This is a genomic window from Paraburkholderia guartelaensis, assembly GCF_004353905.1.
Classification (GTDB): Bacteria; Pseudomonadota; Gammaproteobacteria; order Burkholderiales; family Burkholderiaceae; genus Paraburkholderia; species Paraburkholderia guartelaensis.
Map to the genome: position 1 here is coordinate 19,121 of NZ_SMOD01000016.1, position 14,224 is coordinate 33,344.

A 14,224-nucleotide genomic window follows, 5' to 3' on the forward strand; every position below is an offset into this window, starting at 1 on the left:
GGGCCATTTTGAGCGCCCTAACGCGCGCGCTCGATGAACCGCCACAGCGCATCGTCAGTCGAATACGGCGCGTTGAAGCGAAACCACGCGCTCGGTTCGTCGTCGGGCCTGAAATAGGAGCCAGGCGCGAGCCAGATGCCGTCGCGCAGCGCCGCCGTCGCGATCGCGCCGGCCCGTTCGGGTTCGATGGCAAGGCGCGCCCACACGAACAACCCCGCACGCGGCCGATGGAATATCTCGAGCCCCAGCGCGTCGAGCCGCTCCTCCACGCAGGCATGCGCGGCCTTCAGACGTTCGTTCACGAGTTCGACATGGCGCGCGTGGCGCCCCTCTAGCAAGACCTTGTCGACCATGCGCTCGATGGTCGCCGACGAGGTGAGCCCCACCGCCATCTTCGCGCGCGCCAGCTCGCGCAGCACATCGCGCTCGGCGACCACATAGCCGCAACGCAGCGAAGGCGTGACCGTCTTCGAAAAGCCGCTGACGTACAGCACGCGCTGCAAGCCTTCCATCGCCGCGAGCAGCGGTGCGCCTGGCGGCGCAAGCTCGCGGCTCACATCGTCCTCGACAACCCACATACGCTGGCGCTCGGCGATCTGCAGCAAGCGGAAGGCATTGGACATCGCATACGTCGCGCCGGTGGGATTCTGCAGCGTCGTGTTCACGAAGATCGCCTTCGGCTGGTGCGCCGCCACCTGGCGCTCGAGCGCCTCGATGTCGAGCCCGGCGGGCGTGCGCGGCACACCCTGCACCGTGAGGCCAGCGAGCTTGAGAATCTGCAGCAGATTGCAGTAGCCTGGGTCTTCAACGAGCACCGTGTCGCCGGGCCGCAGCAACGTACGCACGATGAGATCGAGCCCCTGCGTCGCGCCCTGCGTGAGCAGGACGTTCGACACCTCGACGGGCAGCCCCTGCCGGTCCAGCTGCGCCGCGATGCGCTCGCGCAGCGGCGCGTAGCCGTACGGGTGCCCGTAGTCGCCAAGCCGCACGGCCGGCACCCGGCTCATGGCGCGCAAGGCGTGCTGCAGGCCGCTTTCGTTGATCCACTCGCCCGGCACCCAGCCGCAGCCCGCCTTGATCGGCACCGAATGATCGGCGAACACGTCGGAGAGCAGCCAGGTCGCCGTCAGCGTGGGCGGCTGCCAGCCCGTCACGCTCGCGCGCGCCGACTCGCTACGGGGCGCCACGCGGTAGCCCGAGCCGCGCCGCGCGACGACGAAGCCCATCGAAACGAGACGGTTGTACGCCTCGGTCACTGTATAGGTCGATAGCTCGTGCGATTGCGCGAGCTGCCGTACCGAAGGCAAGAGCGCCCCGGCGCGCAGCGTTTGCGCTTCGATTGCGCGCGTGAAGCCCTGTACGAGCTGCTCGACAAGCGTCGTCGTGACGCCGCGGCCGCGCTCCAGTTCGAGTTCGATCATCGGGAAAGCGAGAGTATAGTACGAGGGAAAACCCGTACGATTCGGGACGCCGATCAATACAGTTGGCGAGAATTGTCCAGCACGGTTTGCAGATCAGTATAGAGACTGTGTATGCCGTCGTTCAAGCCTCGGCGCTACAGTTGAGCCAAACCCACCTGAGGAGAAGCACGCATGACTTCGCGCCCCGTCATCGACGATCTCTCGTCGTTCTGGATGCCCTTCACCGCCAATCGCCAGTTCAAGGCCGCGCCGCGCCTGCTCGAATCGGCGAAAGGCATGTACTACCGCACGACCGATGGCCGCGAAGTGCTGGACGGCAGCGCGGGCCTCTGGTGTGTGAACGCGGGCCATGCGCGCGAGGAAATCGTCGCGGCCATCGCCCAGCAGGCCGGTACGCTCGACTTCGCCCCCACGTTCCAGATGGGCCACCCGCTCGCGTTCGAAGCGGCCCAGAAGATCGCCGAAATCATGCCGGCGGGCCTCGACCGCGTGTTCTTCACGAATTCCGGCTCGGAGTCGGTCGACACCGCACTGAAGATCGCGCTCGCCTACCATCGCGCACGCGGCGAAGGCCAGCGCACCAAGCTGATCGGCCGCGAGCGCGGTTATCACGGCGTGGGCTTCGGCGGCATCTCGGTGGGCGGCATCGCGCCGAATCGCAAGGCGTTTTCGGGCCAGTTGCTGCCCGCCGTCGATCATCTGCCGCACACGCATAATCTCGAGCACAACGCGTTCTCGAAGGGCCAGCCGGCCTGGGGCGCTCATCTCGCTGAAGACCTCGAGCGCATCGTCGCGCTGCACGACGCCTCGACCATCGCCGCCGTGATCGTCGAACCCGTGGCGGGCTCGACCGGCGTGCTGATTCCGCCGCAAGGCTATCTGCAGCGTCTGCGCGAGATTTGCACGAAGCACGGCATCCTGCTGATTTTCGACGAGGTCATCACGGGCTTCGGTCGTCTCGGCAAGGCCACGGCCAGCGAGTATTTCGGTGTAACGCCCGACATCATCACGATGGCCAAGGCGATCAACAACGCCGCCGTGCCGATGGGCGGCGTGGCCGCGAGCCGCACGGTCCACGACACGATCGTGAACAGCGGCGCGCAGGGCGCAATCGAGCTGTTCCACGGCTACACCTATTCGGCGCACCCGCTCGCCGCCGCCGCCGCGATCGCGACGCAGGACCTGTATCGCAGCGAGGGCCTGTTCGAGCGCGCCGACGCGCTCGCGCCGAAGTTCGAGGCCGCCGCGCATGCGCTGCGTGGCGAGAAGCACGTGAAGGACGTGCGTAATCTCGGTCTCGTTGCCGGCGTCGAACTCGACTCGCGCGACGGCGCGCCGGGCGCACGCGCTTACGAGGTTTTCGTGAAGTGCTTCGAGGCGGGCGTGCTGATCCGCTTCACGGGCGACATTCTTGCGTTCTCGCCGCCGCTCATCGTGACCGAAGAGGAAATCGCACGTCTGTTCGGCACGGTGCGCGACGTGCTCGCCACGGTGCAGTAACGCGCGAAGCGCGGGCGGCCCTTCGCTCGCGCCTGCTTTCATTTGGTAATCCGCCGCAAGGGCGGCCCGCGTTCGGGCCGCCTTTTCTTTTTTCGGCCGCCGTACGCGCAAGGACCGGGTTCAAGCACGGAACGCACCATCGGCGTATCGTTGCCCTATCCGCCATAAGAAACGCGATTGCGGCGAGCGCGCATCGACCGACGTGCGCTGGCCAGGAGGGAATCTCATGAAGATGCCAGTCCGCGTCGGCACGCATATCGAGGGCATCCACTGGATCGCCGAGTATGTGGAAGCGACCCATCAAATCCGCGTGATCCGTGACGGCCGCGTGGTCGACACGATTCCCGCGCCCGCGGCCATGTTCGGCGAAGAGCGCGACGCGGGTTCGGCCAGCGACGCGGCAAGCCGCGCCGAGGAAGCCGCGCTGCTCGCCTGCCTGCGTCGTTATGTAGCCGACGTGCAGCCAGAAGAATAGTACTCTTGATCATTTTCCCTGCCTCTTGCAAGGAGAGCTCGCCGATGAACGAGCGCAACGATCACTTCCCGCCGCAGCTCATCGAAACCGACGCGCTCATCATCGGTGCCGGGCCGGTGGGACTTTTCCAGGTATTCGAACTGGGCCTGATGGAAATCCACGCACACGTGGTCGATTCGCTGCCGGCGGTAGGCGGCCAGTGCGCCGAGCTTTACCCCGACAAGCCGATCTACGACATTCCGGCCGTGCTGATGTGCACCGGCCAACAACTCGTCGATGCGCTGATGCAGCAGATCGAGCCTTTTGGCGCGACGTTCCACCTCGGCCAGGAAGTGCAAATCGTCGAGCCGCGCGCCGACGGCCGCTTTTTCGTGCAGACGAGCAAGGGGACGCAGTTTCTGGCGAAGACGGTCTTCATCGCCGCAGGCGTGGGCTCGTTTCAACCGCGCACGCTCAAGCTGAGCGGCATCGAGCGATACCGCGACACGCAGCTGTTCTATCGCGTGCGCGATCTCGAGCGCTTTCGCGACAGGGACGTCGTGGTGTGCGGCGGCGGGGATTCGGCGCTCGACTGGGCGCTGCAACTCGTGGACGTCGCGCAGAGCGTGATTCTGCTGCACCGGCGTGAGGGATATCGCGCGGCGCCCGCGACAGTCGCGAAGATGCACGCGCTATGCGAGGAATGGCGCATGCAGTCCATCGTCGGCCAGCTGACCGGCTTCGATGACGAAAGCGGCAAGCTCAAGCGCATCAAGGTGACGGGCGGCGACGGCGTCACGCGCTCGCTGGATCTCGATTACCTGCTCGTGTTTTACGGCTTGTCACCGCAACTCGGGCCGATCGCGCAATGGGGCCTCGAAATCGAGCGCAAGCAGTTGCCGGTGGATACGGCGCGCTTCGAGACGAGCGTGCCAGGCATCTTTGCCGTCGGCGACATCAATACTTATCCGGGCAAGAAGAAGCTGATTCTCTCCGGCTTTCACGAAGCCGCGCTCGCTGCGTTCGGCGCGGCGCATCACGTGTTTCCCGAGAAGAAAATTCATCTGCAGTACACCACCACCAGCACGCGCCTGCACAAGGTGCTCGGCGTGGAGTCGCCGGTGTTCGACTGAACGCGGGGCAAGTGCCCCGCGCGCTGTCACCGCACGATCAGGCCTGCTCGGCGTCCTGCTCGCGGAAGATGCGGTCGGCGAGATGGAACGCCGAGTTCGCCGCCGGCACACCGCAGTAAATCGCCGTTTGCAGCAGCACTTCCTTGATCTCGTCGCGCGTGACGCCGTTATTGCGCGCGGCGCGCAGATGCAGCGCAAGTTCTTCGCTGCGGTTGAGCGCGACCATCATCGCGATCGTCAGCAGGCTGCGCGTGTGGCGCGGCAGGCCATCACGCGTCCAGATCTCGCCCCACGCGTAGCGCGAAATGAAATTCTGGAATTCCTCGGTCACTTCGGTGCGGTTGGCGAGCGAGCGATCGACGTGCGTGTCGCCCAGCACCGCGCGGCGCACCTTCATGCCGGCTTCGTAGCGGTCTTCGTCGTTCATCACGCCCCCAGCAGGAAATCGAGCACGATCTTGTTGTACTCGTCCGCCAGCTCGACGTTCGAGATGTGCGCGGCGTTCAGCTCGACATAGCGCGCGCCCGGCACCGATTCGGCCAGTTCGCGCCCTTGCGCGGGCGTTGCGGCCAGATCGTGCGTACCCGAGATCACGAGCGTGCGCGCCTTGATCGACGGCGCCTCGCCGCGCAGGTCGGCAGCGTTGATCGCTTCGCAGTTCGAAGCATAGCCGTCCTTGTCCGTATGCACGAACACGTCGCGCACCTGCGACATCACGAGCGCATTGTTCGCGATGAATTCGGGCGTGTACCAGCGCGGCAGCACCGCTTCGGCGAGCGCGAGCATGCCTTCGCTGCGAGCCTTCGCCGCACGCGGCACCCACACTTCCGGCGAGCCGATCTTCGCGGCCGTATTGCACAGCACGAGGCGATCGATGCGGTTGGCGTAACGCGCGCCGAGGCCGACGCCGGTCAGGCCGCCCATTGACACGCCCACGAAATGCGCGCGTTCGATGCCGAGCTGATCCATCAGGCCGATCACGTCGCCGGTCAGCTGCTCGATGGTGTACGGACCCAGCGGCGCCGCCGAGTGGCCGTGGCCGCGCGTGTCGTAGCGCAGCACGCGGAAGTGCTTCGTGAACTCGACGATCTGCGGCGTCCACATCGACACGTCGCTACCGAGCGAATTCGACAGGACCACCCATGGCGCCGAATGGTTCTCCGCACCGTCGATGCGGTAGAACAAATGCGTGTCGTTGACGGCTGCGTATGGCATGCGTGTTACTCCTCGTATGTCTTCTATGATCAATGGGACGTGCGTTGCTTTGCGTTCGCTTCGTGCGATGCGAGCACCGCGTCGACGAAAGCATGCGCCTGCCCCACGTAATTGGCCGGATCGAGCAGCGCCTTGAGGCGCGCTTCGTCCAGGTGCCTCGTGACGGCGGGTTCCGCCGCGAGGACTTCGTATAACGTGCGGCCGCTTTGCACCGCCGCTTTCGATGCGTGCTCAACGAGATGATGCGCGTCCAGACGCCCGATCTGGTCGCCGAGTGCGAGCATCACGGCTTCGCCGAGAATAAGGCCGTGCGTGATGTCGAGATTCGCCGCGAGCCGTTCGGGCCGCACTTCGAGCCCTGCCGTGATTTGCTCGATCTGCGCGAGCGCGCCGCCAGCGAGGCGCGCGAGATCGGGCAGCGCATCCCACTCGGCTTGCCAGCCGCCGAGCGCCCGCTCGTGCTCCTGAACCATGCCCGCGAACACCGTCGCAACGAGGCCCGGCGCGCGCGTGGCAGCCGTCAGGACGGCTGCGCAACCCACGGGATTGCGTTTGTGCGGCATGGTCGAGGAACCGCCCTTGCCTGCCGCCGCCGGTTCGCCCAGCTCGCCGACTTCGGTCTGCATCTGCAGGGAGATGTCGCGCGCGATCTTGCCGAGCGTGCCGATGAGCATGCCGAAGAACGATGCAGCTTCGGCTATGCGGTCGCGCTGCGTGTGCCACGGTACGGCGGGCAACGTGAGATCGAGTTCCTGCGCGAGCGCGGCGCTCACCGCCGGGGCGGCGTCGCGCAAGCTCGCAAGCGTGCCGGCCGCGCCGCCGAACTGCAGCACCAGCGCTCGTTCGCGCAGCACGGCAAGGCGTTCGCGATGGCGCAGCATCGCGTCGAGCCATTGCGCAAACTTCAGTCCGAGCGTGATGGGCAGCGCCTGCTGCAGCCACGTGCGCCCGACTGCAGGCGTCGCGCGATGCGTGCGCGCGAGGTCCGCCAGCGTCGCGCAAAGCGCGTCGATGCCGCGCTCGATTAGCGCGAGCGCGTCGCGCAACTGCAGCACCGTGGCCGTGTCGATGATGTCCTGGCTCGTGGCGCCCCAGTGAACATACTTGGCGGCTTCGGGGTCGGCGGACTTCACGCGCGCCGTGAGCTGCTTGACGAGCGGGATCGCCAGGTTGCCGCCCAGCGCGGCGTCGCGTGCGAGCGCCGGGGCGTCGAGTTGATCCGCCGCGCAGGCCTCGACGATCGCGGCCACGGCCGACTGCGGAATCACGCCATGCGCCGCCGAGGCGCGCGCGAGCGCCGCTTCGACGTCCAACATGCGTTGCAGCGTGGCATCGGGAGACCAGACCGCGTTCATCGGTTCGGTCCCGCAGATCAGGCTCGTGAGGCGTTCAATCATGGAGTGTGGCGCGTGGAAAAAGCAGGCGTTCAGATACAGGCGGAATGAAGCGGGCGCGGCAACCGTCGACGAATGCCGACGGTTGCCGCGCCACTCACGTGCGTACGATGCGCACGTCTACAGACAGTTTACGCTGCGCGACGGTTTTGCGTCGCGTCGATCAGCGGCACGCCGGCGAGCTTCTGCAGCGCGTCAAAATCGATGTCCGAATAGATCTCACGCACGGCGAGGCCTTCGGGCGTGACGTCGAACGCGGCGAGGTCGGTATAGATGCGGCCCACGCAGCCCACGCCCGTCACCGGGTACGAGCATTCGCTCACGAGCTTGCTTTCGCCCTGCTTCGTCAGCAGTTCCATCATGACGAACACCTGCTTGGCGCCGAGTGCGAGGTCCATTGCGCCACCCACGGCCGGAATCGCGTCGGGCGCGCCGGTGTGCCAGTTCGCGAGGTCGCCGTTCACGGATACCTGGAACGCGCCGAGCACGCAGTAGTCGAGGTGACCGCCGCGCATCATTGCGAACGAGTCGGCGTGATGGAAGAACGCGCCGCCGGTGAGCAGCGTGACGTGCTGCTTGCCCGCGTTGATGAGTTCGTCGTCTTCCTCGCCGGGCGCGGGCGCCGGGCCCATGCCGAGCAGGCCGTTCTCGCTGTGCAGGAAGATTTCCTTGCTCGGATCGAGGTGGTTGGCCACCAGCGTGGGCACGCCGATGCCGAGATTCACATATGCGCCTTCGGGAATGTCCGCGGCCACGCGCTTGGCCATTTCGTCGCGATTCAGTCGTTTCATTGCCTCTCTCCGTTCCTTCAGGCTGCCTGGCCGCTTTGGTCGGCGTGCGCTTGATGCGCCGCTTGCGGCACTTCCACGACGCGTTGCACGAAAATGCCGGGCGTCACGATGTTTTCCGGATCGAGCTGACCGAGTTCGACGACTTCCGAAACCTGCGCGATGGCGACCTTCGCCGCGCTCGCCATGATCGGGCCGAAGTTGCGCGCCGTCTTGCGATAGACGAGGTTGCCCCAACGGTCGCCCTTGAAGGCCTTGATGAGCGCGAAGTCGGCGTGCAGCGGGGCTTCGAGCACATAGTGACGGCCGTCGATCAGGCGCGTTTCCTTGCCTTCGGCCAGCTTCGTGCCGTAGCCCGTGGGCGTGAAGAAGCCGCCAATGCCGGCGCCGGCAGCGCGGATGCGCTCGGCCAGATTGCCTTGCGGCACGAGTTCGAGCTCGATTTCGCCGGCGCGATAGAGCGCGTCGAACACATACGAGTCGGTCTGGCGCGGGAACGAGCAGATGATCTTGCGCACACGCTTCGCCTTGAGCAGCGCGGCAAGGCCGATGTCGCCGTTGCCTGCATTGTTGTTGACGATGGTGAGGTCGCGCGCGCCCTGCTCGATGAGCGCGTCGATCAGTTCGGCGGGCATACCGGCCGTGCCGAAGCCGCCGATCATCACCGTGGCGCCGTCATGCACATCGGCCACGGCGGCTTGAAGCGAGTCGAAAATCTTGTTGATCATGCCTGTTCCTGAAAGCGATGCGCATCGCGGAAGGTCCACGTCACTCGATCGCGAAAAAGTTCTATATACGAACACTGATTCGTTTAGCGAACGTCCAGCGCATTATCAGAGTGGATTCAAGCGCTTGTCAAGGCGGGTCTACCCACACAGGCAATCTACTTCATGCCGACGCCGATGCGCGCCGGACCGCACGCGCTGCCCTTCCTTCAGGCCACGCGCACCCGTGGGCACATACCCCAATATCCGGAATTGCGATTCATCGACTAGTCTTTATCCGATTTCGACATAGTCAGCGCCGCCTTCGCCTTCATGCAAGACCTCGATCTGAATCTCATCCCCTATCTCGTGGCCATGGAGGAGACGCGCAACGTGAGCCGCGCCGCCGAGCGGCTCGGCGTGAGCCAGCCGCGCGTGAGCACGGCGCTCGGCAAGCTGCGCGAGTTCTTCGGCGACCCGCTCTTCGTGCGCACCTCGCGCGGCATGGAGCCCACACCGCGCGCGCTCGGCCTCATTCCCGCCGCGCGCGACGCATTGGTGCGTATCGAGAAAGGCATGCTGCAGGCGCAGGACTTCGATCCCGCCACGAGCACGCACACGTTCTCCATTGCGCTCTCCGACGTCGGCGAGATCGTGTTTCTGCCGCGCCTTTTGCAGGTGTTCGCCGAGCGTGCGCCCAATGCGAACCTGCGTTCGGTGTCGCTGCCGCCAAGCCAGGTCGAGCGAGGTCTCGAATCGGGCGACATCGATCTCGCGGTCGGCTATTTCCCCGACCTCGGCGGCAACAACTTCTTCCAGCAGCGCCTCTTCACGCACCGCTTCATCTGCATGATGCGCAGCGGGCATCCGCTCGCGGGCAAAGCCATGACGATCGAGCAGTTTCTCGCCATGGGACATGCCGTCGTGCGCGCCGAGGGACGCAGCCAGGAAGTGCTGGAACAGTATCTGGAGAAAAGGCGCATGCGCCGCCGCGCCGTGCTCGAAACGCCTCACTTCATGAGCCTGCCGTTCATTCTCACGCGCTCCGACCTCATCGCGACCGTGCCGCATGCAATCGGCTTCGCCTACGTGTCCGAACATGCATCGATCACGCTCGTCGAGCCGCCGCTGCAGTTGCCGCGCTTCGATCTCAAGCAGCACTGGCATCGCAAGTATCACAATGCGCCGCGCGGCGAATGGCTGCGTAGCATCGTGGCGGAACTGTTCAACGACGCCATGGACGAATGGCCCAAATGACCCCTCGCGCCAAGCACGGCAAAACATGAAACAATGGGCGCTCGTGGTGCACGCCAAAGCGGCGTACTCCCACATGACAGGAGCCCATGCATGAGCGAAGAAAAAAAGGCCGGGAAAACGAAGCAAAGCGCGAAGCAAGCAACGACCCAAGCCGCGAAGCAACGCAAGAGCGCAGCGAGCGCGACCGTCGCGCGCCCGTCACGCGCCGAAGCCGAGGACGCCGTGCGCGTGCTGTTGCGCTGGGCCGGGGACGACCCCGCTCGCGAAGGGCTGCTCGATACGCCGGGCCGCGTCGTGCGCGCCTATGAGGAGTTCTTCGCGGGCTATGAGGTCGATCCGCGCGAGATCCTGTCACGCACCTTCTCGGAGGTGGACGGCTACGACGAAATGATCGTGCTGAAGGACATCCGCTTCGAGAGCTACTGCGAGCATCACATGGTGCCGATCATCGGGCGCGCGCACGTGGCGTATTTGCCCGAGCATCGCGTGGTGGGCATCTCGAAGCTCGCGCGTCTCGTCGACGCATTCGCGAAGCGCCTGCAGATCCAGGAGAAGATGACCGCGCAGATCGCCGACACGCTCAATGAAATCCTGCAGCCCAAGGGTGTGGGCGTGATACTCGAAGCGGCGCATCAATGCATGTCCACGCGCGGAGTGCACAAGGCGGGTGTGGCGATGGTGACGTCGCGCATGCTCGGCACGTTCCGCACCGATCCTTCCACGCGCCGCGAGTTTCTCGCGATCGTCGGCAACCCGAGCGCGATGAGCGTCTCGAATACCTGATCGGAACGCACAGATAAAGAACGGGACCGCGTGTCCCGTTCCCCTCCTTACTTGAGCGGTCCTTCGTCGCCGCGCTCGATCTCGCGAATCTTGCCCTGGCGCACGCTGCTGCCCGGCGGCACGCTATGCGTGAGCCACACGTTCCCGCCAATCACGGAGCCGCGCCCGATCGTCACGCGGCCGAGAATCGTCGCGCCCGCGTAGATCACCACGTCGTCCTCGACGATCGGATGGCGCGCATTGCCCTTCACGAGCGTACCGTCGAGGTCGGCCGCGAAGCTCTTCGCACCGAGCGTCACAGCCTGATACACGCGCACGCGCTCGCCGATGATCGCCGTCTCGCCAATGACGACGCCCGTGCCGTGATCGATGAAGAAGCTCGAACCGATCTGTGCGCCCGGGTGAATGTCGATGCCCGTTGCCGAATGCGCAATCTCGTTGATGAAGCGCGCGAGCAGCGGCACACCGAGACGATGCAGCGCATGCGCGAGCCGATGATGCGTCATGGCCCACACGCCCGGGTAGCACAGCAGGATCTCGGTGATGTGCTGCGCGGCCGGGTCGCCCGTGAACGCTGCCTGAATGTCGCTCACGAGCAGCGCGCGGATATCGGGCAGCTGCCGGCCGAACTCGCGCGCCACGTCGAATGCACGCGCGCGCAGTTCGTCCTCGCTCGCCTGCGAGCTTTCCGGCAGGAAGCGCAGCGCGCGTCGAATCTGCTCGGCAAGCAGCCGCAACGTGCTGTCGAGCGTATGGCCGACGTAGTAGTCGATGCTCTCGTCGGTCAGGTCGGGCGCGCCGTAATGCGTAGGAAAGAGCGCGGCGCGCAGGCCGGCCACGATGTTGATGACCGCATCGCGTGACGGCAGTTCGCGGATACCGAGCGGATGGCGCGTGCGGTGCCGCTCTTCACGCGACGCACGCAGATCGGCGACGATCTGTTCGAGACCCCAGTCGGGGGAAGCAGCTTTGGACATGGTGATGCGGCAGCAGACGCAGAGTCTGCGCAGGAGTGAGTGTATCGACCCCAGAGATTACCGCGTTTTGCCGGAGTTCGCCGAAGCGCCCTCGGAGCCGATCCACGCACGCGAGGCGCGCGCCTTCACAGCGTGACCGTGCTCGCGTCGATCCAGCGCACGGCCCAGTCGCGCGCATGGGCGATGGCGGCCCCCTCATCGGAAAAACGCAATTCGGCAGGGAAAAATCGGTTGGCGACGAGTTCGCCGTCGCTCGAGCGCGAAATCACCACATACGGCTGATACGTGCCGTCACCGGCACGCGCCGGTGCGCAATTCAGCAAATAGCCACGATGCGTAAATGCAGCGTCGAAGTGCATGTGTGTCACCCGCCCCTGACTGCCTCGTCCATTTTATTTGGCGCGTGCATTCAGGATCGTGCGGCAAAGCCACAGCATGGGCCCTCGCCCGGCCCATTAATCGAAAGCGCGCCAACTCGTTGAAAGAGGATCATACTCCTGGGAAAAAGGCCAAACCAACGAAAAAAATGCAACATCGCTGGAGGCGTTCTCCTGGCGAACCGGCTTGCTTTTCACCCCGATTCAAGGGTGCGGCGCTGCAGCGGAACGGCGCTTGCGGAATTGCCTGCTGAACGCAGGCACCCAGATCTTCCAAGGAGGAAGCATCATGAATCGTCCCGACGACATGCAAAAACCGAATGTGGGAGATGTGAGCGCGTCGCCGTCGCGGCCGCGCAGCGCCGAACTCCACAACGACCGCACGCACGACAGTTCGGTCGACACGGACGGCAAGAACCGCGAGGCGGCACGCCTGGCGGGCGAAGGCTGCATCGGCCCCGACGAAGTGACGACCAGCAATGCGACGCTCGTCAACAGCGTGGCCGAAGCGGATGACGGGCTGGCGGGTTTCGACAGCCGCAAGGGCGTGCACCGGCTGCCTATCGCGCTGGAGTCCGGCTACGAGGTTGTCGACCTCGGCATGAGCGCGCCGGAAGAGCCCGACGACGACGAGTGGCAGCGCAACGCCGCGCGCGAAGCGGGCGTGCGCCGCAGCCCTGGACGTCTGCACTTCGCGCTCAACCACCTGCGGCCGACGCGCGTGATCGAGTTGCAGCGCAAGCCCTGAACAACGGTTCGCCGCTCACCGTGCGGCGAATCGTTTGCGATTATCCTGGCGATATCGCAGCACTGGCGGATTCAGACAGCATTCAGTCGAGTGCAGTTAAAACTCGAAATGAAAAGCCAGAAAATAAATGAAAGCCGATAAATCGACGGCATTATCCCGGCGAGTTGCACGCTTTTGTCGCTTTCGAAATGCCGTCTGCCTTTATTTCAGCTCCCGTGCCATGCACTTTCGTGCACACCTGCGCTTGTTCAGGAGACGCGGAATTCTCTCCGATGTCACCGAAATCTGACAGAAATGACCCCACAAAGCAGGAGGATTGCAGACGAGGGGGGATCAGATAGGAATTTAGTGATAAATTCTTACATCATAAGAAGCGAGGAGCGAGTGCCTGTGGGCTTGCCCCGCGATCTCGCCCAGCGCTGATGGAGAGTGTTGAACGTGCCTCTACATTTTATTGAGCAGATGTCGCCCGTGCTCGACGCGCCCGAAGAGGCAGCGTGGTTCGACGCGGTGGCGAAGCTCGCCAGTTCGTGGGGATTCAGCCAGCTCATGCTGGCGATCTTGCCACGCCCGGGCATGAGGCTCGAGGATGCGTTCATCCGTACGAACTACTCGGCCGCCTGGCGGCAGACGTATAACGACCACGGTATGGCCTACTTCGACCCGACCGTGTCGCATTGCACCACGCGTTCGGCGCCGCTCATCTGGTCGCCGGAGCTTTTCGCGACCGAGCAGCAACAATCGATGTATGAGGAGGCCCGCTCGTACGGGCTGCGCGCAGGCATCACCCTGCCGATCCATGGCCCGCGCCAGGAAATCGGCATGCTCTGCTTCGTCAACGACGCGAATCCCACGGACAAGTTCTGGGACGACGTGAACCGCGCGTTGCCGAATCTCGTCCTGCTGCGCGATCTCGTGCTGGACACGAGCCAGCGGCACCTGAACGACCATGTTCAGTCGCTGATTCCCAAACTGACGCCACGGGAAAAGGAATGCCTCAAGTGGACTGCGCTAGGCAAGTCCACTTGGGAAATTTCTCACATCCTGAATTGCTCTGAGGCCGTCGTGAACTTCCACATGAAGAACATTCGCGGGAAGTTCGGCGTGAACTCACGGCGAGCGGCAGCCGTGATCGCGACCCAGATGGGTCTTATTGACCCGGGCTAAGCACCATCGGCGCTTCGCCGCGCAACACGCGCTCGGCGCGGCCAAGGTCGCCGTCCGAAATCGTCTTGTTGAAATACAACCCGAGCAGGATCGACACCGGCGGCGGAATCTCCGCGCCCGACTCGAACCGGCTGCCGCGCGACTGCGTCACGCCGAAACGCGCCCAGAAACGGCGCTGGCTTTCTTTCTTCTTCTTCCGATACGCAATGATCAGGACGCGGTCGACGACCGAGGACAGCTCCCCGGGGGACGACATGGTATTCGCACCCGAGTGCCATTGATTGCTCATAAGTTCCATGATGACTC

Annotated in this window: 16 protein-coding genes; 7 read left to right on the forward strand and 9 right to left on the reverse strand. The window is 64.6% G+C overall.

Annotation, left to right across the window (positions count from 1 at the left end; genetic code table 11):
• Window positions 1-17: 17 nt before the first annotated feature.
• A complete protein-coding gene (locus E1N52_RS21365) occupies window positions 18-1,421 on the reverse strand; it encodes an aminotransferase-like domain-containing protein (RefSeq protein ID WP_133184722.1) in 1,404 nt (467 codons plus the stop codon).
• A gap of 171 nt (window positions 1,422-1,592) precedes the next feature.
• Between E1N52_RS21365 and aptA the strand changes: the two genes are divergently transcribed.
• The 3 genes from aptA to E1N52_RS21380 all read left to right on the forward strand — a co-directional run bounded on the left by aptA (window position 1,593) and on the right by E1N52_RS21380 (window position 4,508).
• Entirely contained in the window at window positions 1,593-2,921 is a 1,329-nt protein-coding gene (gene aptA / locus E1N52_RS21370) for an omega-aminotransferase AptA (protein ID WP_133184723.1), read from the forward strand.
• A gap of 226 nt (window positions 2,922-3,147) precedes the next feature.
• Window positions 3,148-3,396, forward strand: a complete 249-nt coding sequence (locus tag E1N52_RS21375; protein ID WP_133184724.1) for a hypothetical protein — start codon at window positions 3,148-3,150, stop codon at window positions 3,394-3,396.
• 44 nt (window positions 3,397-3,440) lie between these two features.
• Window positions 3,441-4,508 (forward strand): NAD(P)/FAD-dependent oxidoreductase, encoded by a 1,068-nt coding sequence (locus tag E1N52_RS21380; protein ID WP_133184725.1) that lies wholly within the window; start codon window positions 3,441-3,443, stop codon window positions 4,506-4,508.
• Window positions 4,509-4,545: 37 nt separating this feature from the next.
• On the opposite strand, the gene pcaC is transcribed toward E1N52_RS21380, so the two are convergent.
• The 5 genes from pcaC to E1N52_RS21405 all read right to left on the reverse strand — a co-directional run bounded on the left by pcaC (window position 4,546) and on the right by E1N52_RS21405 (window position 8,633).
• On the reverse strand, window positions 4,546-4,935 hold the full coding sequence (pcaC, locus tag E1N52_RS21385; RefSeq protein WP_133184726.1) for a 4-carboxymuconolactone decarboxylase: 390 nt from the start codon (window positions 4,933-4,935) through the stop codon (window positions 4,546-4,548).
• Window positions 4,935-5,723 (reverse strand): 3-oxoadipate enol-lactonase, encoded by a 789-nt coding sequence (pcaD, locus tag E1N52_RS21390; protein ID WP_133184727.1) that lies wholly within the window; start codon window positions 5,721-5,723, stop codon window positions 4,935-4,937. Before pcaD ends, pcaC begins: the two co-directional genes overlap by 1 nt.
• A gap of 29 nt (window positions 5,724-5,752) precedes the next feature.
• Complete coding sequence (locus E1N52_RS21395) at window positions 5,753-7,120, reverse strand: 3-carboxy-cis,cis-muconate cycloisomerase (RefSeq protein ID WP_133184728.1); 1,368 nt, start codon at window positions 7,118-7,120, stop codon at window positions 5,753-5,755.
• A 128-nt stretch (window positions 7,121-7,248) separates the two neighbouring features.
• Window positions 7,249-7,908, reverse strand: coding sequence for a 3-oxoacid CoA-transferase subunit B (locus tag E1N52_RS21400; protein WP_042260188.1), 660 nt, complete (start codon window positions 7,906-7,908; stop codon window positions 7,249-7,251).
• A 17-nt stretch (window positions 7,909-7,925) separates the two neighbouring features.
• On the reverse strand, window positions 7,926-8,633 hold the full coding sequence (locus E1N52_RS21405) for a 3-oxoacid CoA-transferase subunit A (RefSeq protein ID WP_133184729.1): 708 nt from the start codon (window positions 8,631-8,633) through the stop codon (window positions 7,926-7,928).
• A 309-nt stretch (window positions 8,634-8,942) separates the two neighbouring features.
• Between E1N52_RS21405 and E1N52_RS21410 the strand changes: the two genes are divergently transcribed.
• A complete protein-coding gene (locus E1N52_RS21410; RefSeq protein WP_133184730.1) occupies window positions 8,943-9,866 on the forward strand; it encodes a LysR family transcriptional regulator in 924 nt (307 codons plus the stop codon).
• A gap of 90 nt (window positions 9,867-9,956) precedes the next feature.
• Window positions 9,957-10,649: a GTP cyclohydrolase I FolE gene (folE, locus tag E1N52_RS21415; protein WP_133184731.1), complete on the forward strand. Its 693-nt coding sequence runs from the start codon at window positions 9,957-9,959 to the stop codon at window positions 10,647-10,649.
• Between the two features lie 47 nt (window positions 10,650-10,696).
• On the opposite strand, the gene epsC is transcribed toward folE, so the two are convergent.
• Window positions 10,697-11,626: a serine O-acetyltransferase EpsC gene (gene epsC / locus E1N52_RS21420; RefSeq protein ID WP_133184732.1), complete on the reverse strand. Its 930-nt coding sequence runs from the start codon at window positions 11,624-11,626 to the stop codon at window positions 10,697-10,699.
• A gap of 125 nt (window positions 11,627-11,751) precedes the next feature.
• The gene (locus E1N52_RS21425; protein WP_069267130.1) at window positions 11,752-11,985 is read right to left on the reverse strand and encodes a hypothetical protein; all 234 of its coding nucleotides are present in this window, start codon (window positions 11,983-11,985) and stop codon (window positions 11,752-11,754) included.
• A gap of 307 nt (window positions 11,986-12,292) precedes the next feature.
• Between E1N52_RS21425 and E1N52_RS21430 the strand changes: the two genes are divergently transcribed.
• Window positions 12,293-12,751 (forward strand): DUF3005 domain-containing protein, encoded by a 459-nt coding sequence (locus tag E1N52_RS21430; protein ID WP_425468105.1) that lies wholly within the window; start codon window positions 12,293-12,295, stop codon window positions 12,749-12,751.
• Window positions 12,752-13,213: 462 nt separating this feature from the next.
• Window positions 13,214-13,918 (forward strand): helix-turn-helix transcriptional regulator, encoded by a 705-nt coding sequence (locus E1N52_RS21435; RefSeq protein WP_028206371.1) that lies wholly within the window; start codon window positions 13,214-13,216, stop codon window positions 13,916-13,918.
• Here the strand turns inward: E1N52_RS21435 and E1N52_RS21440 are convergent.
• Window positions 13,902-14,216, reverse strand: a complete 315-nt coding sequence (locus E1N52_RS21440; RefSeq protein WP_133184733.1) for a helix-turn-helix domain-containing protein — start codon at window positions 14,214-14,216, stop codon at window positions 13,902-13,904. The two genes, E1N52_RS21435 and E1N52_RS21440, sit on opposite strands and share 17 nt — an antisense overlap.
• Window positions 14,217-14,224 lie beyond the last annotated feature (8 nt).

Bases quoted from the DNA above. Each gene is read 5' to 3' on its own strand.
- E1N52_RS21365 (WP_133184722.1), bottom strand. From the start codon at position 1,421: ATGATCGAACTCGAACTGGAGCGCGGCCGCGGCGTCACGACGACGCTT.
- aptA (WP_133184723.1), top strand. From the start codon at position 1,593: ATGACTTCGCGCCCCGTCATCGACGATCTCTCGTCGTTCTGGATGCCC.
- E1N52_RS21375 (WP_133184724.1), top strand. From the start codon at position 3,148: ATGAAGATGCCAGTCCGCGTCGGCACGCATATCGAGGGCATCCACTGG.
- E1N52_RS21380 (WP_133184725.1), top strand. From the start codon at position 3,441: ATGAACGAGCGCAACGATCACTTCCCGCCGCAGCTCATCGAAACCGAC.
- pcaC (WP_133184726.1), bottom strand. From the start codon at position 4,935: ATGAACGACGAAGACCGCTACGAAGCCGGCATGAAGGTGCGCCGCGCG.
- pcaD (WP_133184727.1), bottom strand. From the start codon at position 5,723: ATGCCATACGCAGCCGTCAACGACACGCATTTGTTCTACCGCATCGAC.
- E1N52_RS21395 (WP_133184728.1), bottom strand. From the start codon at position 7,120: ATGATTGAACGCCTCACGAGCCTGATCTGCGGGACCGAACCGATGAAC.
- E1N52_RS21400 (WP_042260188.1), bottom strand. From the start codon at position 7,908: ATGAAACGACTGAATCGCGACGAAATGGCCAAGCGCGTGGCCGCGGAC.
- E1N52_RS21405 (WP_133184729.1), bottom strand. From the start codon at position 8,633: ATGATCAACAAGATTTTCGACTCGCTTCAAGCCGCCGTGGCCGATGTG.
- E1N52_RS21410 (WP_133184730.1), top strand. From the start codon at position 8,943: ATGCAAGACCTCGATCTGAATCTCATCCCCTATCTCGTGGCCATGGAG.
- folE (WP_133184731.1), top strand. From the start codon at position 9,957: ATGAGCGAAGAAAAAAAGGCCGGGAAAACGAAGCAAAGCGCGAAGCAA.
- epsC (WP_133184732.1), bottom strand. From the start codon at position 11,626: ATGTCCAAAGCTGCTTCCCCCGACTGGGGTCTCGAACAGATCGTCGCC.
- E1N52_RS21425 (WP_069267130.1), bottom strand. From the start codon at position 11,985: ATGCACTTCGACGCTGCATTTACGCATCGTGGCTATTTGCTGAATTGC.
- E1N52_RS21430 (WP_425468105.1), top strand. From the start codon at position 12,293: ATGAATCGTCCCGACGACATGCAAAAACCGAATGTGGGAGATGTGAGC.
- E1N52_RS21435 (WP_028206371.1), top strand. From the start codon at position 13,214: ATGTCGCCCGTGCTCGACGCGCCCGAAGAGGCAGCGTGGTTCGACGCG.
- E1N52_RS21440 (WP_133184733.1), bottom strand. From the start codon at position 14,216: ATGGAACTTATGAGCAATCAATGGCACTCGGGTGCGAATACCATGTCG.